We start from the raw sequence: 22,268 nt of genomic DNA, 5'->3' as shown, positions 1-22,268 counted from the left end.
AGCAAAGAAGCAAAAGAACGCAAACAACTTCGTTCCGAACGAAAAGAACCCAAGCAATACCGTAAACAATTCCAAGATTTTGAAGCTCGTAAACACAAATATCAAAAAGATATGGCAATCTTAGGCGATCGCAATAGTTATTCTAAGACAGATCATGATGCCACTTTTATGCGAATGAAAGATGACTATATGAAAAATGGTCAACTTAAAGCAGGTTATAATGTACAAATTGCGACCGAAGGTCAATACACATTAGCCTACGATGTATTTCCAAATCCTACGGATACTCGCACGTTTATTCCTTTTCTCGATAGTATTGAAGATAGGTACTTTCAATTGCCCGAGCATATTGTCGCCGACGCAGGTTACGGTAGTGAACAAAATTACAGTAATGTACTTCATAGAAAAAGAACGCCACTGATTACTTATAATTCCTATCGGATGGAAAAGAAAAAGAAATATAAAACAAATCCTTTCCATGTATCCAACTGGGACTACGATTCAGACGGAGACTTTTTTACTTGTCCAAATGGAAAGAAAGTACCTTTTCAATATCTATCGAATCGAACAGATAAAGCCGGATTTAAACGAACCTTTCGTGTCTATGAATGTGAAGATTGTTCGGGATGTCCATTACGCGTTCATTGTACCAAAGCAAAAGGGAATCGAAAGATTTATTACAATGCTCAATGGGAACAGCAAAAAGCATATATAAGAGAGCAGCTTTCAAAAGAAGAAACAGGAAAAATCTATGGTAAACGAAAAATAGATGTAGAACCTGTCTTCGGATTTTTGAAGGCCAATTTGCGTTTCACTCGAATGTCGGTGAGAGGCAATTCGAAAGTGGAAAATGAATTAGGATTTGCCTTTATGGCGGTGAACTTAAGAAAGTACACCGCCATAACACAAAATTCATGTATTTATGATAATGAAAAAGATTCCAGCTATCTATTTTTGATAACTGGAATCTCTTTTTTACTTCTCCAGGCTAGTTATGTCCCAGCCCCTTCTTTTTTGTTTCAATTTGTAAGCAATAAGCTTTTTATCTTGTTCATAAACTTATATAGCCATTGATTGGTATTACAATAATATCCTGTATTAGCTGTTTTAACTCAGTAAATTTAATCAACTTCTTTCTAGGAATTGATTAATGAAAAGCCCTCATTAAAATTAAGGGTTGTTACTACTACATATCTCTATGTAAACTATTAGTTGGCATTTGCAACCTTACGTTTATTTCACAAAAAATAAATTTATTGTAATCTATTCTCAAGGAGGGATTAGTGTGGACATTTCATTTGGACACAAAATAAAAAGTTTGAGAGAAAAAAACGGTCTATCTCAAGAGAACCTTGCAAAACAATTAAATGTATCTCGCCAAGCTGTATATAAATGGGAAACAAATAAAGGATATCCAGACATTGTTAATCTAATTCGAATCAGTGATATATTTGAAGTAACGCTTGATGAATTAATTAGAGAGGATAAAGATCTACAAGACAAAATTACAATTGATGAAGAAGAGTACTTTGAAAAATTATCTGATCCAGGTTTTTATATAGGAATAATTATACTCTTTATTAGCATATTTATTGAGAATTCACCCGACTATTTAATGATACTTGGAATTTTATGCATGGTGTTTTTTGATGATTTATTAAAGTCAATTAAATCAGCTATTCGATTTAAATAACCATACATATCCTTGTTTTTTCAAAAATAAAAAGTCCTTACTAAAATTTGAAATGTACTCTTTGTCAAGGACATGTAAAAAAAAGACTATGCTACATCCAAAAGATGACTTCTGTATAGCACTGGAGTCATCTTTTTAAGATCCCATTGATATCTATAGTTATTGTAATAAATCATGTATTGTTTTATTTCTTCTTCTGAATTTTCACACTGTGTTATATAAGCTTCATCATTAAAATCACCAAAGAACGATTCTTGAGGGGCGTTATCCTAACAGTTTCCTCGTCGTGACATAGATTGTCCTAATTTATATTTCATTAGTAATACCTTCCTTGATATAAATGCGTCTTTTGCTAATTTTACTCTTGGAATTTCCTTTGATTTCCGGATTATATCTGCTGCCATTCTAATGCAAGGCTACTAGAAACGTTATATACCAGCAATTCATTTGTTGATCCATCCTTAATGGTGGATAAATATGCTTTCTTCCCACTGCCATCAAATAAATAAGACCATCTATTATCAGCAGATTTAATACGATCTATTCCAAGTATACTTATATCAAAACCATACTCTACAAATATCTCTCGGAAACTTTTCTTATTTGTTTTCTGTAATGAAAATGCGCTTAAATTCATCTGTATAAGTAATTCCTCACTAACTGATTTAACATATGGATAACGTGAACGTATCTTAATTTCTTTTTCTGTAAATAATTTGTTACTCATTTTAGTTTTCCCATTAAACATAAAAGTACCCTATAGAGTAGTATTTTTAAAGTGTCTACTCTGTATGGTACATTCTAAATAGTCGGGGCTTATTTTTTCTTGTTTTCACTCTTTAAAACATTCATGTAAGCTAGTAATAAAATAAGAAAACCTATACCTAAAATGCCTCCCACTGTAAATAAAAAATCCATGTTGAATACCGCCCTTTAAAACAAATTTATATAATTCAATTATTCTATAAATTGAGTCCAAAGTCCACTTATTTATGGTAATATCTAGAAAAAAGACGATAGGAGGATTAAGTTTTGAAATAGCTGAATCATTATATGTTATTGGTGTTCTATGTAAAAAGTATTTGATGTTGAGTGAAAATACAGTATAATGTAACGTAAGTAGTAAAAACGTGATAATATTTTATAATACTGCTTATTTTATATTCGGAAAATTCACATGATTTAATCGACCGAATGAGTTTTTCAATCGATTGAATTTAGTCAAGAGAGTTTGCTTCATTATGGCAATCGGCTTCGGCTATTTACTTTCACTTTTAAGTTTGGTTACCACTTATTTACTTAGCAAAGGTAAGTCAATAAAAAGAAAATATATCTACTTCGGAATCATGGTTATGACAGTGCTGGCTCCATTTTTATCCTTTGCGATCGGATTGACATATGCAAGGATTGTTGAAAATGGTTGGGCGGCATTGATTATATGGTACTTATTTCCGTTATTTTTCCTATTAGGGCTCATTCTCCTTCTGGTAGGTACTTTTAAGAAGCAAGTGGAATAATGACTATTATACTTATTGTAGTGAGTGTATGCTATTTATAATGAAAGTAAATATGATTAAAGAGCTTAAATGGTTAGGTTTTCATATTTATAGTTAGGGATGGTGTTTACATGGTTCAAGCAAGTACAGTTCTCTTAGATCAGTTGTTAGCAAATGCAAATGATCGAAGCTGGTATGTTTCTTTTGAGGAGTCCGTTGAGAATCTATCTGAAGAGGATGCATTTTGGAAGCCAGATGATCAAAGTCATAGTATAGCAGAGATTGTGCAACACCTTATTTATTGGAATGAAGTATGGCAACAGAGATATGAACAGCGTAATTTTAATGCCGTAACGTCCTTGGACAATAATTCAAAAAGTTTTTCTGTAAAAAGGGATGATAGTTTTAAGCTGCTTAAAGGTCGGTTATTGGAAGTACTTTTACGTTGGCAGGACATAATTACAGAAGATAGTTTACATATGGGGGTAACAGGCTTTCCCGTCGAAGCTGAGTGGTGGGGATTAATTAGTAACGCTGCTACACATAATGCTTACCATATAGGGCAAATAGCTTACTTGAGAAAAATGAAAAAAGACTATTACATATAAAAATGCTCTTTAAATATATGCGTATAAGGATTAATGATATGGATAGAGCATCCAGTCTTAAGGCTTGGTGCTTTACTTTTTTTATAGTAAATAACGGTTTAGTGTTCTTATACTTATTTCTAAGTTTGATGAGGACAGAATTACCTTACATTACTCAATCCATATAGAAAACTTCAATTGTATGAGTATCGAAAATTTTATTATATGGAAACCTATTTTGTTCCATGCTTATATGATACGTATTGTCTTCCTTAATATCCTTCCAGCTTTCAGCGATTGGTATAACCTCTTCATTTCTAATTAATATCTTAGAGTCACTTAAGTCTAATGTTACCTTTTCCGTATCTCCAACTTTATGAAATGTGAACATATATTGTCCTTGTTTATCTTCCTTCTTATCTAGATGTATTAAACCAAAATATCCGGGTTTAGAATAGTAATTATGTACAAGTAATAAGAAGAAGAGAAAGAATGCCGTTATGATTACAAATTTTTTCAACCTATATACTCCTTCTATTCCTGTGATTTTAAATAGTAAATCGATGCCAAGATTTTAAGTTAAATTATCTATTTTAAATGAGTTATGTATTGAGCCTCATTGAAGCAAATACTAGAATTAGAATCGCAAAAAATCAGTATGAAAAGAATAGCTGCCTAAATTGTATCGTTTAAACTGAGAGGTAATTATCCGATATAATTATCATACAATACATGACAACAATAAAATAAGTAACAATAAAATACAATATAAAATTTAAAAAATTATATTGTAAACTTGAAAGTCTGTTGTTAATATGAATGGAACACATCGTAGAGGGAATTAGGATTGAGATGACATAGTAGTTTTTTCGTAAGTACCGAACAGTACCTCTCATTTAAATCGAAGGTAAAGAATAAGAGATCAATGAAATTGGAATTTTTCGTCTTAATAAATTTATATTTATAGATTTATTTTAATATATATAAATTTTGATAAAGAAATTACTTTGCTTATAAATTTGGTTTTAAATTACTTTGCTTAGGGAATGTATATCTAGTATCTTATATATAAATACTAAAACTGCAGAAAGGAGGAAGATGATGCAGCAGCTACCTGAGAACGTCATTCTTTTTCCAAAATGGAGAACAATTTTGGAAGAGGAAAGCTTAACGGCTCTCAAAGAGAAGAAATATGCAGAAGCACTATCGAAATTAGATAAATTATTAAGCTATCAAGTAGATAGCTATGAAATCATAAGTGGTAAACTTATTTGCTTGATGGAGCTTGGTCGCCATCAAGAGGCACAAGATATATGTGAAGAATTGTTAAAACGAAAAGATGCACATTATTATCATTATTTACATATTTACTTAACCATTCTATTCCAAACAAATCAGTATGATCTACTTATGGAACAAGTGGATTTTGAATTCGCTACAAATGCAGTTCCACCTATCATGCAGGAACAATTTCAACAGCTATATGATATGAGTAGTAAAATGAAGGCGGATATAAATGTAGAACACGCGTCAGCTTATTTGGATGATCTAACGCAAGCCATTTCCTCAGATGATTATAAAAGGCAGTGGCAGCTCATTGAGGATTTACGTAAGCTGAAAACACAACCGACAAAAAGAATCCGCAGTTTATTATTAAATAAGGATATCCATCCTGTAATCAAGTCAGCTATTTTTATGTGGTTACAGGAAGTAAATGATATGGATGCTGTTGAGATACATAAATGGGATAAACAAATGACGGTTAAACCAAGTGATATTGGAAAAATACATAGCCTTCCTGTAACGAAGCAAATTCTACTTATTATAAGTGAGCTTGAACAAACGAATCCTTCTATGTTTGAATTGCTTTATAAATTAATACACCATTATATGTACGTTAGATATCCGTCAGTTCCTCCAGAAGAAGATGCTGAATATATTGCAAAAGCATTAAAGCAGGTAGGTTCTGACTATTTAAATATACATACAATGACTTCTAAGGATGACAATGAGAAAGTAAAATATTATATAGAAGAAATTGAGCTGTGTGAAACACTTTATGCAAGTATTATTGAGGAATAAGAATCACTTTAAATGCTTGAAAGGACATGCAATTATGTTATAATAAGATGGTTGTATTTTTAGATCATTATCTAGTAATGAACGTGTAAAATGAAGGACACAATAGATTTTGGAGGGAATTTTTATGTCAGCGAAATGGGAAAAACAAGAAGGAAATGAAGGAGTACTTACGATAGAAGTAAGTGTTGAAGAATTTGACAAAGCATTGGATAAAGCTTTTAAGAAAGTGTCCAAAGATGTGCAAATTCCTGGATTCCGTAAGGGTAAAATTCCACGTGGACTCTTTGAAAAAAGATTTGGTGTAGAATCATTATATCAAGATGCTGTTGATATTGTACTTCCTGATGCTTATATGAAAGCAGTTGAAGAAACAGGCATTGAGCCAGTAGCTCAACCAGATGTAGACATTGAAACTATTGAAAAAGGTCAACCACTTGTATTTACTGCTAAAGTAACAGTTAAGCCTGAAGTGAAACTTGGCGATTATAAAGGGTTAGAAGTGGAAGAAGAATCTGTAGAGGTTACAGATGAAGATGTTGATCATGATTTAGAGCATCAGCGTCAACACCATGCAGAATTAGTAATAAAAGAAGAAGGAAAAATTGAAGATGGCGATACAGCTGTTATTGATTTCGAAGGCTTTGTTGATGGAGAAGCTTTTGAAGGTGGAAAAGGTGAAAGTCATTCCTTAGAGATCGGCTCTGGTCAATTTATTCCTGGATTTGAGGAACAATTAATTGGAAAGGAAACAGGTGACGAAACAGAGGTTACCGTAACGTTCCCAGAAGATTATCATGCCGAAGAGCTTGCTGGTAAAGAAGCAACCTTTAACGTGAAAATTCATGAAGTAAAATATAAAGAATTACCTGAACTTGATGATGAGTTTGCTAAAGATTTAGATGATGAAGTTGAAACACTAGAAGAATTGAAGAGTAAGAAAAAAGAGCAGCTTTTAGAACAAAAGAAACAAGATGCAGAAAACAAAAAACGCGAAACATTAATTGAAAAAGCTAGTGAGAATGCAGCAATGGATATTCCAGAAGCAATGGTTGATACGGAGCTTGACCAAATGGTTAAAGAGTTTGAACAACGTCTGCAAATGCAGGGAATGACTCTAGAAATGTATTCTCAATTCTCTGGTCAAGATGAAGCTGCACTGAAGGAACAAATGAGAGAAGACGCAGAGAAACGTGTAAAAACAAATCTTACCCTAGAAGCTATTGTGAATGAGGAAAATCTTGAAGTTTCAGAAGAAGATGTAAATGAAGAACTTGAAAAAATGGCATCCATGTATGGTGCTGAAGTAGAACAACTTAAGCAAATGCTTGGCGGTAATACGGATGCAATCGAGGGTGACTTGAAAATGAGAAAAGCGATTGATTTCCTTGTAGAACAAAGCAAAACAGTTTAATCTTGATTGGATAGGTTTATATACTGTAGGATAAGGCAAATACTAAAACAAGGTGCGATGTGTTCGCACCTTGTTTTCCATTATTTACTCTCAAAGAATTTGGGTGAATTATAAATTAAGCGACTTTATTTAGAGAACTAACATATAGTATAAATAGTATGTACTGACTTTTAAATTGAAAATTCCAAGTAAATATGGGATGCTTGGTAATATGTAGCTTTATGATTAAATGATTGATGGTTATGTCAGATCATTGAAGAAAATGGATGACATGGGTAGCAAAAACCTTTTAAAAAGGTTTATTATTTTGTATTTTAATTTTGATCTGATATGATGACTATAAAGTTGAAACCTAACGAAGAAAAGCTTAGGAGTAGATTTAAACTTTTAGGGGTGAAAATGATGTTTAAATTTAATGAAGAAAAAGGACAATTGAAATGTTCATTCTGCGGTAAAAGCCAGGATCAAGTTCGTAAATTAGTTGCTGGACCGGGCGTTTATATATGTGATGAGTGCATAGAGCTTTGTACTGAAATTGTTGAAGAGGAATTGGGCACGGAAGAAGAAACAGAGCTTAAAGAAATCCCGAAGCCAAGAGAAATTTGTGAAATATTAGATGATTATGTAATTGGTCAAGATAAAGCCAAGAAAAATTTATCTGTGGCTGTTTATAATCACTACAAGCGAATTAATACACCGAAAAGCACAGTAGACGATGTGGAACTGTCAAAAAGTAACATTGCGATGATTGGGCCAACAGGAAGTGGTAAAACACTTTTAGCACAAACATTAGCTCGTATCATTAATGTCCCTTTTGCAATGGCCGATGCTACATCCTTAACGGAAGCTGGTTATGTAGGTGAAGATGTGGAAAACATTTTACTTAAACTAATTCAGGCAGCAGATTATGATGTGGAGAAAGCCGAAAAAGGTATCATTTATATTGATGAGATTGATAAAGTTGCTCGAAAATCAGAAAACCCATCAATTACACGTGATGTTTCTGGAGAAGGTGTTCAACAAGCACTATTAAAAATTCTGGAAGGGACAGTAGCGAGTGTACCTCCACAAGGAGGGAGAAAGCACCCCCACCAAGAATTTATCCAAATTGACACAACCAATATATTATTTATTGTAGGTGGAGCGTTTGATGGTATCGACCAAGTAGTGAAACGTCGATTAGGAGAAAAGGTTATTGGTTTTGGTGCCAACGAAAGACAACAGGAGCTTGAAATGGGACAGTTACTTGCTAAAGTTCTTCCAGAAGATTTACTTCGATATGGATTAATTCCTGAATTCATTGGAAGAATTCCTGTGATCGGAAGCTTAACACCGCTTGATGAAGAAGCGCTTGTGGAAATATTGACAAAGCCGAAAAATGCTCTCGTAAAGCAATATGAGAAGCTATTCCAAATGGACGATGTTGAATTGGAATTTGAAGAAAACGCATTAAAAGAAATTGCGGCAAAGGCAATCGAAAGAAAGACAGGAGCCAGAGGCTTGCGTTCTATCATTGAAGGTATCATGCTCGATGTGATGTTTGATCTTCCATCAAGAGAAGATATTGAAAAATGTATTATAACTGAACAAACTGTTCAAGATGAAAATGGAAGCCCTAAATTAGTGTATAGGGATGGTACGGTTACAGAAGGTAATAAGAAGCATCCTCGAGAAAGTGCATAACACCTACCATTAAATCTAAGTTGAATACTGATGTTAAGGAGACTGACTTTATTACACGTTTTCATGTAACCAAGTCAGTCTCTTTTCATGACTGAATTGTATATTTATCTTGAGCAAGCGAATCATAAGAATAGCAACTAAAACAAATTCGATATATTGATTTACAAATTTAAGACTTTTATATAAACTTTAAGCACATATGAAAAAATGTGAAATATTGATTACATAGTTTTGGAGGTACATATCATGACAAAAGAAAACATGCAGCTTCCCCTCCTTCCTTTACGCGGACTTTTAGTATTTCCATCTATGGTAATACATCTTGATGTGGGTCGTGCTAAATCAATTGCAGCATTAGAGAAAGCAATGATGGATGATCAGGAAATCTTTCTCGCTGCACAGAAAAAAGACAGGCTGGAAGAGCCAGAGCCAAAAGATATTTATTCTACAGGTACGCTAGCTACGGTTAAACAGATGATAAAGCTTCCAAATGGAACAATACGTGTATTAGTTGAAGGACTTTATCGTGGAGAAATAGTCCGTTATGTGGAACAAAACGAAGAGTTCGTGGTCGAAATCAAAAAGTTAGAAGATATTCAAACTGACTATCATGAGGAAGAGGCCCTCATGCGCTCACTGTTAAACCAATTTGAGCAATACATTAAAGTATCTAGAAAACTCACTCATGAAACCTTCGACATCGTTTCCGATATTGAAGAACCTGGGAGATTAGCGGATATGATTACCTCGCATTTATCCTTGAAAATAAAAGAAAAGCAAGAGCTATTAGAAACAATAAATGTAAAGGATAGATTAAAGCAGTTAGTTCGAATAATTTCAAATGAAAAGAAGGTCCTTGATTTAGAAAAGAAAATCGGACAACGTGTAAAAACATCTATGGAAAAAACACAGAAAGAATTTTATTTACGTGAGCAGCTAAAAGCTATTCAAAAAGAATTAGGTGAAAAAGATGGTAAGTCAGGTGAGGTAAGTCAGTTAAAAGAAAAAATTGATCAATCAGATATGCCAGATAATATTAGGGATGTGGCATGGAAAGAATTAGACCGGTATGAAAAAGTACCACAAAGTTCTGCTGAAAGTTCTGTAATCCGCAACTATCTAGAATGGTTATTATCATTACCTTGGACAGAAAAAACACAGGATACGATCGAAATTGAATATGCAGAGGAAATATTAGATAGAGACCATTATGGTCTTGATAAGGTAAAGGAACGAATACTAGAATATTTAGCTGTACAAAAATTAACCAATTCAATAAAAGGACCTATATTGTGTTTAGTTGGACCACCTGGGGTTGGGAAAACCTCATTAGCAAAATCCATTGCTAGATCAATAAACCGTAATTTCGTTCGAATTTCCCTTGGAGGAGTTAGGGATGAGGCTGAAATAAGAGGACATAGACGCACTTATATTGGTGCCATGCCCGGTAGGATTATTCAAGGAATGAAGAAGGCAAAAACGGTAAATCCTGTTTTTTTATTAGATGAAATAGACAAAATGTCAAATGATTTCCGTGGTGATCCTTCATCTGCAATGTTAGAAGTGCTTGATCCAGAGCAAAATAGCAATTTCAGTGATCATTTTATTGAAGAGACTTATGACCTTTCCAATGTACTATTTGTAGCAACAGCAAATTATGTAAATAATATTCCTGAGCCATTATTAGATCGAATGGAATTAATTTCTATTGCCGGATATACAGAAGTCGAAAAGCAATATATAGCGAAGCAGCATCTATTGCCGAAGCAGTTAAAAGAAAATGGGTTGAAGAAAAGTAATTTACAAATCCGCGATGATGCACTTTTAAAATTAATACGTACATACACTAGAGAGGCAGGAGTACGTAATTTAGAAAGACAATTGGCTACCCTTTGTAGAAAGGCAGCTAAAATTATTATTTCCGAAGAGAAGAAACGTGTAATTGTTACTAATAATAGTATTGAAACACTATTAGGAAAACCATTGTACCGTTACGGGTTAATCGAGCAAGAGAATCAGATTGGGACTGCAACAGGTCTTGCATATACTGCAGCTGGGGGAGACACGTTATCAATTGAGGTATCTCATTATCCTGGTAAAGGGAAATTGACACTTACTGGAAAACTCGGTGATGTTATGCAAGAATCCGCTCAAGCAGCATTTAGTTATATACGGTCTCGATCCGAGGAATTAAATATAGATCCTTCCTTTCATGAAAATAGTGATATTCATATACATGTTCCTGAAGGCGCAACCCCTAAGGATGGTCCATCCGCAGGTATAACGATGGCAACTGCGTTAGTTTCTGCGTTAACTGGACGAGCGGTAAAGAAGGAAGTTGGAATGACTGGAGAAATTACATTAAGAGGACGAGTATTACCGATTGGTGGGCTTAAAGAAAAGTCTTTAAGTGCTCATCGTGCAGGTATAACAACGATAATCATTCCAGAGGAAAATGAGAAAGATATTGAATCCATTCCTGAAAGTGTTCGGAATGATTTAAGGTTTATACCTGTTCGTCATTTAGATCAAGTATTAGAACACGCGTTAGTGGGGGAGAAGAATGAAAGTAATAAACGCTGAAATAGTAATTAGTGCTGTAAGTGAAAAACAATACCCAAATGATCACCTCCCAGAAATTGCCTTGGCGGGGCGATCTAATGTTGGAAAATCGTCCTTCATTAATAAATTAATTAACAGAAAAAATTTAGCTCGAACTTCTTCTAAACCAGGTAAAACACAAACACTTAATTTCTATAAGATAAATAATGGTTTCTATTTTGTAGATGTTCCTGGTTATGGTTATGCAAAAGTATCAAAAAAGGAACGAGAAAAATGGGGTAAAATGATGGAGGAGTATTTCGAAAAGCGCTCATCATTAAAAGCAGTCCTTCTTATTACGGATGTCCGTCATGAACCTACAAAAGATGATATTCAAATGTATGATTATCTTAAACATTATAAGTTACCAGTCATTGTAATTGCAACCAAATTGGATAAAGTACCTAAAAGTAAACGTGTCAAACATATCAAACGGACAAAGTCTGTACTACAAATGGAATCAGATGATGTTTTATTACCTTTCTCAGCCGAAACTGGAGAGGGAAAGGATCAGGCATGGTCAATTATTAGGAATCATATCGGTCAATAGATAAATGCAGGTAAGACAAAAGAAATTCAGATAAACACACGAAGATAAGTGGGTAAAGTCATCGAACGGATGATTTTGCCCACTATTTCTATTTAGAAGTTATAGTAAGAGGGAAACGAAAGCTCGAACAAGGTCTATAGAACCTCGATTCCGAATAATAAAACGAACTTCTTCACTTTCATTTTTGCAAAAAGGGATGTCCTACTAAACTTCCTACAGGAAAGGAAGTTTAAAATATCTTTATTATAAACAATAAATGAAATAATATTAAATTTTTAGAATTCAGGAGTATAACTTAGTATTTATGGGTATGTGTAAGAGAAATAGAGTTATAACCTGATAGAATATTCATTTGTTCTTTAAAGATATGAGACTCGCCTATAGCCAATTGGTGATTAATCAATAACATTGTTATAATTTTACTTATTGGTGCGCAATTAAGAAAAATGCGATCTCTTCTGAGCAATTCACTAAGAATTAGAAAGGGTGTTTACCTGTTGAAAAAACTGAATATTACAATATTTGTCTTTTTATTAATGTTGTTTCTTGCTGCTTGTGGGTCAGATGAAGGTTCAACTTCATCAGAGGGTGATTCAGAAAGTGAAAAAAATGCCTTCTCGCTTGTAGAGGATGGAAAGCTTACATTTGCTGCTTCTGGAGAATTTAAACCTTTCAGTTACATGGAGGGGACGAAGATGGTAGGCTATGATATTGCTGTTGGTAAGGCAATTGCTAATAAATTAGAATTAGAACCCAATCCACAGCGTGCAAAATTCTCTGGGATCGTTACAGGAGTTACAGAAGGAAGGTACGACATAGCGGTTGCCAGTCATACGATAACAGAGGAACGTTTAAAGCAGGTTAATTTCTCCCAACCTTATTATTATTCAGGTCCAGTAATTTATACTAGGCCAGACAGTGAAATTCAAGCACCTGAGGATCTTGAAGGCAAAGAGGTTTCTGTTGCGCGAGGAACGACATATATCGAAATGGCAACGGAATATACAGATAACATTCCACAGGTTGATAGTGATGTAGTAGCCTTACAATCTTTGGCAAAAGGGCATCATGATGCTGTCATAACGGACGATGTCACGGGAATAACTGCGATTGATAATGGGTTAAAAATAGAAAATAGAGGTCAGCTTGGAGTAAGCGAACAAGCGATTGCTATTGGAAAAGACAATAATGCGTTATTAAAGGCGGTTAATGAGGCATTACAGGAAATGAAGGAAAATGGAGAGCTTCAAGAGCTTTCTGAAAAATGGGTTGGTGGTGACATTACACAAAAACCAGAAACTGTGGATTAAGCTGTTTGTTGAATAATAGAATAGGATACAGAAGGTTACAAGTGTGCGCAAAAAGTTGCGCACACTTCCATCTTTAAGGGAGGGAAATATGATTTGTCAGCAATCACACACTTTTTTGAGATTTTTACAGGGAGCATAGATGTATTTTTAGATGGACTATGGATAACGATTAAGCTATCTGTTGTTTCTTTATTAATAGCCTTTATCATTGGTTTGTTTTTTGCAATATTGAAGATTTCAAATATAAAAATACTGCAATGGATAGCGGATGCTTATATTTGGATAGTAAGAGGTACTCCACTTATTGTGCAAATTTTTATTCTTTTTTATGGTCTTACTGATATATTACTTATACCAATGTTTTGGGCAGGAGCAGCCGGTTTAGCCTTTCATAGTGGTGCTTATATTGCTGAAATTATCCGAGGTGCTATCCAGTCAATTGATAAAGGACAACGTGAAGCTGGTCGCTCACTGGGGATGAGCAGAGGATTAACGATGCGAAGAATTATTCTCCCGCAAGCTTTTCGCAGAGCAGTTCCCTCTTTGGGAAATCAATTTATCATAGGTATTAAGGATTCTTCCTTAGTCTCTTTTATTGGAATGCAGGATTTATTTGGAGTAGCAAGTACGATGGGATCGAATAGCTTTGATTATCTACCATATTATTTAACTGTAGCAATCTACTATCTCTTGATTGTACTCATTCTAACCTATGTGGTGAATCTAACTGAGAAAAAGCTCGCACGTAGTGATTAATTAGAGGAGGAAAGAAATGGATACATTGAACAACCAAGAAATGATTAAAGTTAATAAGTTAAATAAATCATTTGGCAACTTACATGTTTTAAAGAATATAAATTTAACGGTAAAGGAAAGTGATGTTGTCGTTCTAGTTGGTGCTAGTGGTTCTGGTAAAAGCACGCTACTTCGTTGCTTGAACTTTTTAGAAATAAAAAACAGTGGACAAATAATCATTGAGGGAGAACAAATTGAAAAGAATACCCATGATCTAAACAAAATACGACAAAAAGTAGGTATGGTGTTTCAACACTTTAATTTATTTCCACATATGACGGTGTTGCAGAATGTTATCGAGGCTCCCATCCAGGTTAAAAAACAAACGAAACAGGAGGCAATAGAAGAAGGGAAATATTTATTAGAGAAAGTTGGTTTAGGAGACAAGTATGATGTGTATCCTTCCACTTTATCTGGTGGTCAAAAACAACGTGTGGCAATTGCTAGAGCATTAGCAATGAAACCGGATGTCATGCTGTTTGATGAACCAACTTCCGCACTAGATCCTGAATTGGTGGGAGAAGTTTTAGCAACAATGAAGGAATTGGCAGAAGAGGGGATGACTATGGTTGTTGTAACACATGAAATGGGATTTGCCCGTGAGGTTGCTGATTGGGCTGTCTATATGCATGAAGGTAAAATTATTGAGGTTGGCAGCCCAAATGAATTATTTGATAATCCAAAAGAAAAAAGGACACAGGCCTTTCTGAGCTCTGTATTATAAAACAACGTATGAAAAAAAGACATTTGCTTAAACTAATGCAGATGTCTTTTTTTTAGGCTAGACTTACTTTTTCCTTTTCAATAGATACAAGCCTAAGACAATAAGAATAACTGGCCAAAATCGTTCTAAATATTCTACAACGATATAGATCCAATTAAACCAAACCGGCAGTTGAATAGAAAAAAGCATAATAATAGCAAAAACAATAAGTAATAAACCAGGAATGATTCCCTCTTTCGTATGTAAATAGCGGATGATAAATGCTATACCCACGATAAGGAGATACATGGCCCAATGATCTATCCAAAAGGAATAATAAGCAATCCCATAAAAATGTATACCTAATCCTAAGATTACTGTACCAGTAAATAAATTTTGATAACTTTTTGTAACATAGCTATGGATAAGTAATACAAGCCCAATTAGAATGATTATTGTTTGCCATGAATAAAAATTAGATAGTATGGGGATGTTTAATTGTTGTAATAGAAAAAACACACCGATACCAATTAGTAAATAAGCAGTTAAAGTTTGTTGTTTTTTCAAGCTTTCACCTCATGTAGCTGCATTTCAGATTCTTGCTTCTTTTATGCCATTATGATAAAGTACATTCGTGTTAATAATCCTATAATTACTCTACCATATTGTTTCAGATTATGTTCACATTTAAAGAAATTGTAAATAAATAATCATGTTATAATGGAAATTAGCAAAGGTTTTAGTTTATACTAATTATTAAGTAAAACTTTCTATTTAAAGTACGTATGGATTAGCTAGGATTTTTGGGGGTAGATAGTGTGCATATTTTAAAAGTTGGGTTTAATTACAGAACAGCCCCTGTAGAAATAAGGGAGAAGCTTGCATTTTCAGAAGAAGATCTTCATGATGCTATGGTTACGTTGAAGAAACAAAAGAGCATTCTGGAAAATGTGATTGTTTCCACATGCAATCGTACCGAGATTTATGCTGTAGTTGATCAACTTCACACAGGCCGCTATTATATTAAGCAATTTTTAGCGGACTGGTTTCAAGTAGATAAGAACGAGTTCGCACCCTTTTTACGAATAACAGAAGATGATGGTGCGATGGAGCATTTATTTCGTGTAATCACAGGGCTAGATTCCATGGTCTTAGGTGAGACACAAATTTTGGGACAAGTAAAACAAGCGTTTTTAACTGCTCAAAAAATGGAAACAACAGGTACCATTTTTAATGAATTGTTCAAGCAGGCTATTACATTTGGTAAGCGAGTACAAAAGGAAACGTCTATAGGCGAACACGCAGTTTCTGTTAGTTATGCTGCAGTAGAGTTAGCAAAAAAAATCTTCGGCAGCTTACAACATAAACATGTAGTCATTTTAGGAGCAGGGAAAATGGGGGAACTTGCTACCAAAAACCTCCAAGGCTCTGGCGCAACGCAAATTACAGTTGTTAATCGAACAAAGGAAAAGGCAGAAGTACTTGCAACAAAATTTTCTGCACAATCTGAATCAATGGATTACTTACCACATGTATTAAAAAGTGCGGATATTGTAATTACTTCAACAGGTTCAGATTCCGTAATTCTGACGAAAGACATGGTTGAACCTGTACAAAAAGAACGTAAGGGTAGCCCACTGTTTTTAGTTGATATTGCTGTACCAAGAGACGTAGATCCTGCTATTAGTCAGATGGATAATATTTTCCTATATGATATTGATGATTTGCAGCATATCGTGGATGAAAACTTAGAAGCTAGAAAAAATGCTGCCGAACAAATTGAGTTAATGTTTGAAGCTGAGATTGTATCATTTAAAGAATGGCTTAAAACACTTGGTGTAGTTCCAGTAATATCGGCTTTAAGGCAAAAAGCACTTTCCATCCAAGCGGAAACGGTAAAAAGCATTGAACGTAAAATTCCTGATTTGACAGAAAGAGAAAAGAAAGTTATTAACAAGCATACTAAAAGCATTGTTAATCAACTTCTGAAAGAACCTGTTACGCAAGTAAAGGAATTAGCTGCTGGTCATAATGCTGATGACACACTGCAGTTATTCATTGATATTTTTGGAATTGAAGATGAGGTACAAGCTGAATATGCAAAGCAGGCAAAAAAAAATGATTCGGTTACAGCAATCAAGAAGAAAGAGGTATCCTTTCCGTTGTTGGATAAGATAACAACTTTATAATGAAAGGATTTCACGTATGATTGAACTAAAATGGCTTTATGAATTCATACTGATTATCTATGGTTTGAGCTTGATTGGATATTTTATCGATTTTATTCAGGACAACCGGAAGGTCAATCGAGCTGCCTTCTGGTTGCTTAGTGTGGTTTGGGTTATACAAACCGTTTTTTTATTGTACGAAGTACTAATCGAACATAACTTTCCAATCATTACGTTAAATGATAGTTTGTTTTTTTATGCATGGGTCTTAGTTACGATTTCGTTAATTGCGAACAAATTATTTCCTATTCATTTTATCGTCTTTTTTACAAATGTCTTCAGTTTTTTTATCTTATTATTATATTTACTATTGGATGCACAGGCAAATTTAGAAACACATGGTATCCAGCTTGTTCATGAGATATTAGTTGCTCATATCACGGTTGCCATCATTTCCTATGGTTTCTTTACATTTTCATTTCTATTATCGTTAATGTATATCATTCAATATCAGCTTCTGAAGCGGAAAAAAGGCTTTAAATGGATGTGGAGATTTGGGGATTTAAATAGACTTGATGATTATTCATTTAAAGCAGTAACAATTGGTGTTCCATTATTACTAATTGCTATTATTTTAGGTGTAGTATGGGCATATGTGTCAAACGCAGAATTCTACTGGTTTGATTTGAAAACGATCGGATCTTTCTTTGTACTCGCTATATATATCATTTACTTGATTTTAAGATTACTAAAAGGGTATAAAGGTAAGGTGACAGCAATGTATAATACCGCAGCGTTTCTTATTTTATTAATTAATTTCTTTTTATTTAGCACCTTATCAAATTTTCACTTTTAGTCGTTAAGGAGGAAGTTACAGTGCGTAAAATTGTTGTTGGGTCAAGAAAAAGTAATCTAGCATTAACGCAAACGAATTGGGTGATTAACAGATTAAAACAAGCTGGAGTTGAAAATGAGTTTGAAGTAAAAAAAATTGTAACAAAAGGTGATCGCATCTTAGACGTTACCTTATCAAAGGTAGGGGGAAAAGGACTCTTTGTTAAGGAAATTGAACAAGCTATGTATAATAAAGAAATCGATTTAGCTGTACATAGTATGAAAGATATGCCAGCTACAATGCCAGATGGTCTTGTGATTACAACCATTCCAGAGCGTGAGGATCATCGTGATGCCTTTATTTCGGAAGGGAATGTTATGCTTCATGATTTAAGGAAAGGGGCGATTGTTGGTACTAGTAGTCTACGTAGAGCGGCACAAATATTAGCTGCACGTCCAGATGTTAGTATTAAGTGGATCAGAGGAAATATAGAGACGCGGATTCGAAAATTAAAGGAAGAAGATTATGATGCGATTGTTTTAGCTGTTTCCGGGCTCAAACGTGTCGGTTTGAGTGAAGAACTAATTACAGAATATTTAGAGCCAGATGTCTGCGTTCCTGCAGTTGGACAGGGCGCTTTAGCTATCGAATGTCGTGAAGATGATCAAGAACTTCGTGCATTACTTTCTAAAATTAATGATGCATCTACAACGCGTACAGTGACAGCAGAAAGAACTTTCTTACATCTTCTTGAAGGAGGCTGTCAAGTTCCTATTGGTGGCTACGCATATTTAGAAGGCGATGATATAATCTTGACCGCGCTTGTAGGTACACCTGATGGGAAAACGATTTTGAAGGAAGTTGTTCGTGGAACAGATCCAGAATTAGTTGGGAAAGAAGCTGCTGAGAGACTGATGAATCAAGGTGCAAAGGAAATTATTGAAAAAGTAAAAGAGGAGCTAGACAAATAATGTCCTTGCCATTATCAGGAAGGAAGATTCTCGTCACTCGAGAACAAACTAAGGCGCTATCATTTGCTGAGAAAATAAAGGCTTTAGGTGGTAAACCTGTTTCAGCTCCATTATTACGCATTGCTTGTAGAGATAGGGAGAATCATTTTGAATTTTTTCAGTCTATCTCTAAATTTGCCTGGATCTTCTTTACAAGTTCAAATGGGGTTGATTGCTTTTTTAAGCTTGTCAATCGTTATCAAGTCGATATACATTTGCAACAAGTAAAGATAGCAGTGGTTGGCCGGAAAACGGAAGAAAAGCTTAAGCAATTTGGATATGCTGCCCAATTTATACCTTCAGCCTATAATGCAGATACGATGGCAACCGAGTTCTTGGAAAAATATAGTGATCCTGGCCCAATTTTATTGATACAAGGTAATCGCTCCAGAGATATTTTGCCGAAACGATTGGAAGCAGAAAATCTATTATTTACACCATTCGTAGTATACGAAACCTATTCCAATGAAGTGATGAAAGATAAATTATCAAGCATTCTAGAAGAACATAGCTTTGATTATCTTACATTTACAAGTCCATCAACTATTGAAGCATTTGTAGAGATGACTTCTCACATACCACATATACCCTGTGTCTGCATCGGTACAACTACTGAACTACGGGCAAAACAAGTGGGATTTCAATCTATATTAGTACCTAATGAATTTACTATTGATGGTATGATAACTTGTATGATAAACGATATTCAAAAGAGAGGATAGATAAATATGAAAGCTACAGAAGGGTTTGCACGTCATCGCAGGCTAAGAAGTTCGGATTCCATGCGGGCATTGGTAAGAGAAACACATTTGCACACTAATGATCTCATTTATCCATTGTTTGTTATCGAAGGTGAGAATATAAAAAATGAAGTACCATCTATGCCTGGTGTTTATCAAGTATCGTTGGATTTATTATTAGGAGAAGTAAAAGAAATTGATCAACTTGGGATAAAAGCATTAATGTTGTTTGGTGTACCTAAGGATAAGGATGAGCAAGGCACTGGTGCATTTACAGATCAAGGGATTGTCCAAGAAGCTACGCGTTTAATTAAAAAGGCACTTCCTTCGATGTTAGTGCTAGCTGATACTTGCTTATGCGAATATACATCCCATGGTCATTGTGGTGTGATTCATAACCATGATGTAGATAATGATGCATCACTAGAATTGTTAGCTAAAACGGCTGTATCACAGGCAGAAGCGGGTGCGGACATAATCGCCCCTTCTAACATGATGGATGGATTTGTAACAGTCATTCGTAGCGCGTTGGATGAAGCCGGATATAAAAATATTCCGATTATGTCCTATGCTGTAAAATATTCTTCAGCCTTCTATGGCCCATTTCGTGATGCAGCTGATAGCACACCGCAATTTGGCGACAGAAAAACGTATCAAATGGATCCTGCAAATCGATTGGAAGCAATGCGTGAGGCGCAATCCGATGTAGAGGAAGGCGCAGACTTTTTGATTGTGAAGCCAGCACTATCCTATTTAGATATTGTAAGAGATGTTAAAAATAACTTTGATGTGCCAGTTGTTGCCTATAATGTTAGTGGAGAATATTCGATGGTAAAAGCTGCAGCAATGAATGGATGGATTAATGAGGAAGAGCTTGTGATGGAAAAGTTACTTTCTATGAAACGAGCAGGTGCCGACTTGATTATTACTTATTTTGCAAAAGATGTTGCAAAATGGTTAAATAAATAGCATTTTATCAGTTAAAAAACAGAGGTGATTATTTGTGAAAAGCTTTACCAAGTCTAGCGATGCATACAAAGAAGCAGTTGATTTAATGCCTGGAGGTGTAAATTCGCCTGTCCGCGCATTTAAGTCTGTAGGGATGTCACCAATTTTTATGCAATCTGGCAAAGGTTCTAAAATGAAAGATATTGATGGAAACGAGTATATTGATTATGTATTAAGCTGGGGACCACTTATCTTGGGGCATGCAGATGATCGTGTCGTAGAGAAATTAAAGCAGGTGGCAGAAAAGGGAACAAGCTTTGGTGCTCCTACCTTAGTAGAAAATGAACTAGCCCAACTCGTTATTGATCGTGTTCCATCTATTGAAATGGTAAGAATGGTAAACTCAGGAACAGAAGCCACGATGAGTGCTTTACGTGTAGCGAGAGGCTACACGGGAAGAGATAAAATATTAAAGTTTGAAGGGAATTACCATGGACATGGCGATTCTTTATTAATAAAGGCTGGTTCAGGTGTAGCAACACTAGGACTACCGGATAGTCCTGGAGTTCCAAAGTCAATTGCACAAAACACCATAACAGTTCCTTATAATGATTTGGAAAGTACTCGTTATGCCTTCGAACAATTTGGTGACGATATTGCTGCTGTAATTGTTGAGCCGGTTTCAGGAAATATGGGTGTTGTACCTCCACGTAATAACTTTTTACAAGAGCTACGGACGATTACAGAAAATAATGGTACGGTTCTAATATTTGATGAAGTTATGACAGGATTCCGCGTTGACTATCATTGTGCACAAGGACATTTTGCAGTTACTCCTGATATGACATGCCTTGGAAAAGTAATTGGTGGGGGTCTTCCTGTAGGTGCATATGGTGGGAAAAGAGAAATAATGGAAAAAGTTGCTCCGACAGGAACTATCTATCAAGCTGGAACGTTATCAGGGAATCCATTAGCGATGACTGCAGGTATTGAAACACTAAAAGCACTAACCAATGAAACCTACGTGGAGATTAATAAGAAGGTTGACCAATTAGTGGAAGGCTTCACCCAAGCTGCAACTAAATATAATATTCCATTGCATATTAATCGTGCTGGTTCTATGGTTGGGGTATTCTTTACCAATGAAGATGTGACTAATTTCGCAACAGCACAGACTTCCAATCTAGATTATTTCTCTCAATATTATAAAGGGATGATTGAAGAAGGAATATTTTTGCCTCCATCACAGTTTGAAGGCCTATTCCTATCAACCGCTCATACGGATGAAGATATTGAGAAAACAATTAACGCGATTCATACGGTATTTTCCAAAATTAAATAACAATCATAAAAAGCTATTCTCTGCACGACGGAGATTAGCTTTTTTAATTGTCTAGGAAATTAAAAGTTAACCCATGTGGATAAATATGGGCGTGAGCCGCGTCCAGCTCCAGCGCCCAGAAACTAGGCGACTTCATGAATCACCTTACGATAAGTCATCGTCGGTTCGTAAGTTTACCGTGATTCCTTTATCTTAGTTAACTCGCTCCAGTTGCTATATTTCTAATCGAGTGCTTTTGCTTTTGTTCTAAGTTAAGAAAGTATAAAATCAGTGCAATGACTGCGTTAAGCCAAGTAGTTATTTTGAAATGTTTG

20 protein-coding genes and 1 pseudogene are annotated in these 22,268 nt (G+C 34.9%); 18 read left to right on the top strand and 3 right to left on the bottom strand.

Annotation, left to right across the window (positions count from 1 at the left end; translation table 11 throughout):
• Both Q1A47_RS13770 and Q1A47_RS13765 read left to right on the top strand, forming a co-directional pair.
• The coding region (locus tag Q1A47_RS13770) for an IS1182 family transposase (RefSeq protein ID WP_299632376.1) at positions 1-1,074 on the top strand (1,074 nt) is incomplete at its 5' end.
• Positions 1,075-1,285: 211 nt separating this feature from the next.
• A complete protein-coding gene (locus Q1A47_RS13765) occupies positions 1,286-1,693 on the top strand; it encodes a helix-turn-helix transcriptional regulator (protein ID WP_051388316.1) in 408 nt (135 codons plus the stop codon).
• Between the two features lie 86 nt (positions 1,694-1,779).
• Here Q1A47_RS13765 and Q1A47_RS13760 read toward each other — a convergent pair.
• Positions 1,780-2,204, bottom strand: a pseudogene (locus tag Q1A47_RS13760) (IS3 family transposase); the annotation flags it as partial.
• A 730-nt stretch (positions 2,205-2,934) separates the two neighbouring features.
• Between Q1A47_RS13760 and Q1A47_RS13755 the strand changes: the two are divergent.
• Together Q1A47_RS13755 and Q1A47_RS13750 are read left to right on the top strand one after the other, a co-directional pair.
• Positions 2,935-3,210: a hypothetical protein gene (locus tag Q1A47_RS13755; RefSeq protein ID WP_121605446.1), complete on the top strand. Its 276-nt coding sequence runs from the start codon at positions 2,935-2,937 to the stop codon at positions 3,208-3,210.
• Between the two features lie 110 nt (positions 3,211-3,320).
• Positions 3,321-3,797, top strand: a complete 477-nt coding sequence (locus Q1A47_RS13750) for a DinB family protein (RefSeq protein ID WP_166530548.1) — start codon at positions 3,321-3,323, stop codon at positions 3,795-3,797.
• 154 nt (positions 3,798-3,951) lie between these two features.
• Here the strand turns inward: Q1A47_RS13750 and Q1A47_RS13745 are convergent, their stop codons facing one another.
• On the bottom strand, positions 3,952-4,296 hold the full coding sequence (locus Q1A47_RS13745; RefSeq protein ID WP_166530549.1) for a hypothetical protein: 345 nt from the start codon (positions 4,294-4,296) through the stop codon (positions 3,952-3,954).
• 581 nt (positions 4,297-4,877) lie between these two features.
• Here Q1A47_RS13745 and Q1A47_RS13740 point away from each other — a divergent pair.
• The 8 genes from Q1A47_RS13740 to Q1A47_RS13705 all read left to right on the top strand — a co-directional run bounded on the left by Q1A47_RS13740 (position 4,878) and on the right by Q1A47_RS13705 (position 14,932).
• Positions 4,878-5,858, top strand: coding sequence for a tetratricopeptide repeat protein (locus Q1A47_RS13740; protein WP_026681313.1), 981 nt, complete (start codon positions 4,878-4,880; stop codon positions 5,856-5,858).
• A 124-nt stretch (positions 5,859-5,982) separates the two neighbouring features.
• A complete protein-coding gene (gene tig, locus Q1A47_RS13735) occupies positions 5,983-7,269 on the top strand; it encodes a trigger factor (RefSeq protein WP_026681312.1) in 1,287 nt (428 codons plus the stop codon).
• A 402-nt stretch (positions 7,270-7,671) separates the two neighbouring features.
• A complete protein-coding gene (gene clpX, locus Q1A47_RS13730) occupies positions 7,672-8,952 on the top strand; it encodes an ATP-dependent protease ATP-binding subunit ClpX (protein ID WP_026681311.1) in 1,281 nt (426 codons plus the stop codon).
• Between the two features lie 246 nt (positions 8,953-9,198).
• Positions 9,199-11,535 carry an endopeptidase La gene (gene lon / locus Q1A47_RS13725; protein ID WP_166530550.1) on the top strand — a complete coding sequence of 779 codons (2,337 nt, stop codon included), beginning with the start codon at positions 9,199-9,201 and terminating at the stop codon, positions 11,533-11,535.
• The gene (gene yihA, locus Q1A47_RS13720) at positions 11,516-12,103 is read left to right on the top strand and encodes a ribosome biogenesis GTP-binding protein YihA/YsxC (RefSeq protein ID WP_166530551.1); all 588 of its coding nucleotides are present in this window, start codon (positions 11,516-11,518) and stop codon (positions 12,101-12,103) included. Before lon ends, yihA begins: the two co-directional genes overlap by 20 nt.
• A 497-nt stretch (positions 12,104-12,600) precedes the next feature.
• Positions 12,601-13,413: a transporter substrate-binding domain-containing protein gene (locus Q1A47_RS13715; RefSeq protein WP_166530552.1), complete on the top strand. Its 813-nt coding sequence runs from the start codon at positions 12,601-12,603 to the stop codon at positions 13,411-13,413.
• 93 nt (positions 13,414-13,506) lie between these two features.
• Positions 13,507-14,169, top strand: coding sequence for an amino acid ABC transporter permease (locus tag Q1A47_RS13710; protein WP_026681307.1), 663 nt, complete (start codon positions 13,507-13,509; stop codon positions 14,167-14,169).
• Between the two features lie 16 nt (positions 14,170-14,185).
• Positions 14,186-14,932: an amino acid ABC transporter ATP-binding protein gene (locus Q1A47_RS13705; RefSeq protein WP_281414398.1), complete on the top strand. Its 747-nt coding sequence runs from the start codon at positions 14,186-14,188 to the stop codon at positions 14,930-14,932.
• Positions 14,933-14,995: 63 nt separating this feature from the next.
• On the opposite strand, the gene Q1A47_RS13700 is transcribed toward Q1A47_RS13705, so the two are convergent.
• On the bottom strand, positions 14,996-15,478 hold the full coding sequence (locus Q1A47_RS13700; RefSeq protein WP_026681305.1) for a LiaI-LiaF-like domain-containing protein: 483 nt from the start codon (positions 15,476-15,478) through the stop codon (positions 14,996-14,998).
• A gap of 251 nt (positions 15,479-15,729) precedes the next feature.
• Here Q1A47_RS13700 and hemA point away from each other — a divergent pair, with 251 nt between their 5' ends.
• Genes hemA through hemL form a run of 6 tightly spaced genes read left to right on the top strand, consistent with a single transcriptional unit; the run spans position 15,730 to position 21,954 of the window.
• Positions 15,730-17,100 carry a glutamyl-tRNA reductase gene (hemA, locus tag Q1A47_RS13695; RefSeq protein ID WP_166530553.1) on the top strand — a complete coding sequence of 457 codons (1,371 nt, stop codon included), beginning with the start codon at positions 15,730-15,732 and terminating at the stop codon, positions 17,098-17,100.
• 16 nt (positions 17,101-17,116) lie between these two features.
• Positions 17,117-17,935, top strand: a complete 819-nt coding sequence (ccsA, locus tag Q1A47_RS13690; protein ID WP_026681303.1) for a cytochrome c biogenesis protein — start codon at positions 17,117-17,119, stop codon at positions 17,933-17,935.
• Between the two features lie 20 nt (positions 17,936-17,955).
• Positions 17,956-18,885: a hydroxymethylbilane synthase gene (hemC, locus tag Q1A47_RS13685; protein ID WP_121605442.1), complete on the top strand. Its 930-nt coding sequence runs from the start codon at positions 17,956-17,958 to the stop codon at positions 18,883-18,885.
• Positions 18,885-19,646, top strand: coding sequence for a uroporphyrinogen-III synthase (locus Q1A47_RS13680; protein ID WP_121605441.1), 762 nt, complete (start codon positions 18,885-18,887; stop codon positions 19,644-19,646). Before hemC ends, Q1A47_RS13680 begins: the two co-directional genes overlap by 1 nt.
• Before the next feature lie 6 nt (positions 19,647-19,652).
• The gene (gene hemB, locus Q1A47_RS13675; RefSeq protein ID WP_166530554.1) at positions 19,653-20,633 is read left to right on the top strand and encodes a porphobilinogen synthase; all 981 of its coding nucleotides are present in this window, start codon (positions 19,653-19,655) and stop codon (positions 20,631-20,633) included.
• A gap of 34 nt (positions 20,634-20,667) precedes the next feature.
• Positions 20,668-21,954, top strand: coding sequence for a glutamate-1-semialdehyde 2,1-aminomutase (gene hemL, locus Q1A47_RS13670; protein ID WP_026681299.1), 1,287 nt, complete (start codon positions 20,668-20,670; stop codon positions 21,952-21,954).
• Positions 21,955-22,268 lie beyond the last annotated feature (314 nt).

It is taken from the genome of uncultured Virgibacillus sp. (genome assembly GCF_947495635.1).
Taxonomy (GTDB): domain Bacteria; phylum Bacillota; class Bacilli; order Bacillales; family Amphibacillaceae; genus Virgibacillus; species Virgibacillus salarius.
The sequence above is the reverse complement of the archived record's forward strand: the minus strand, read 5'-3'. Positions and strand labels throughout refer to the sequence as shown.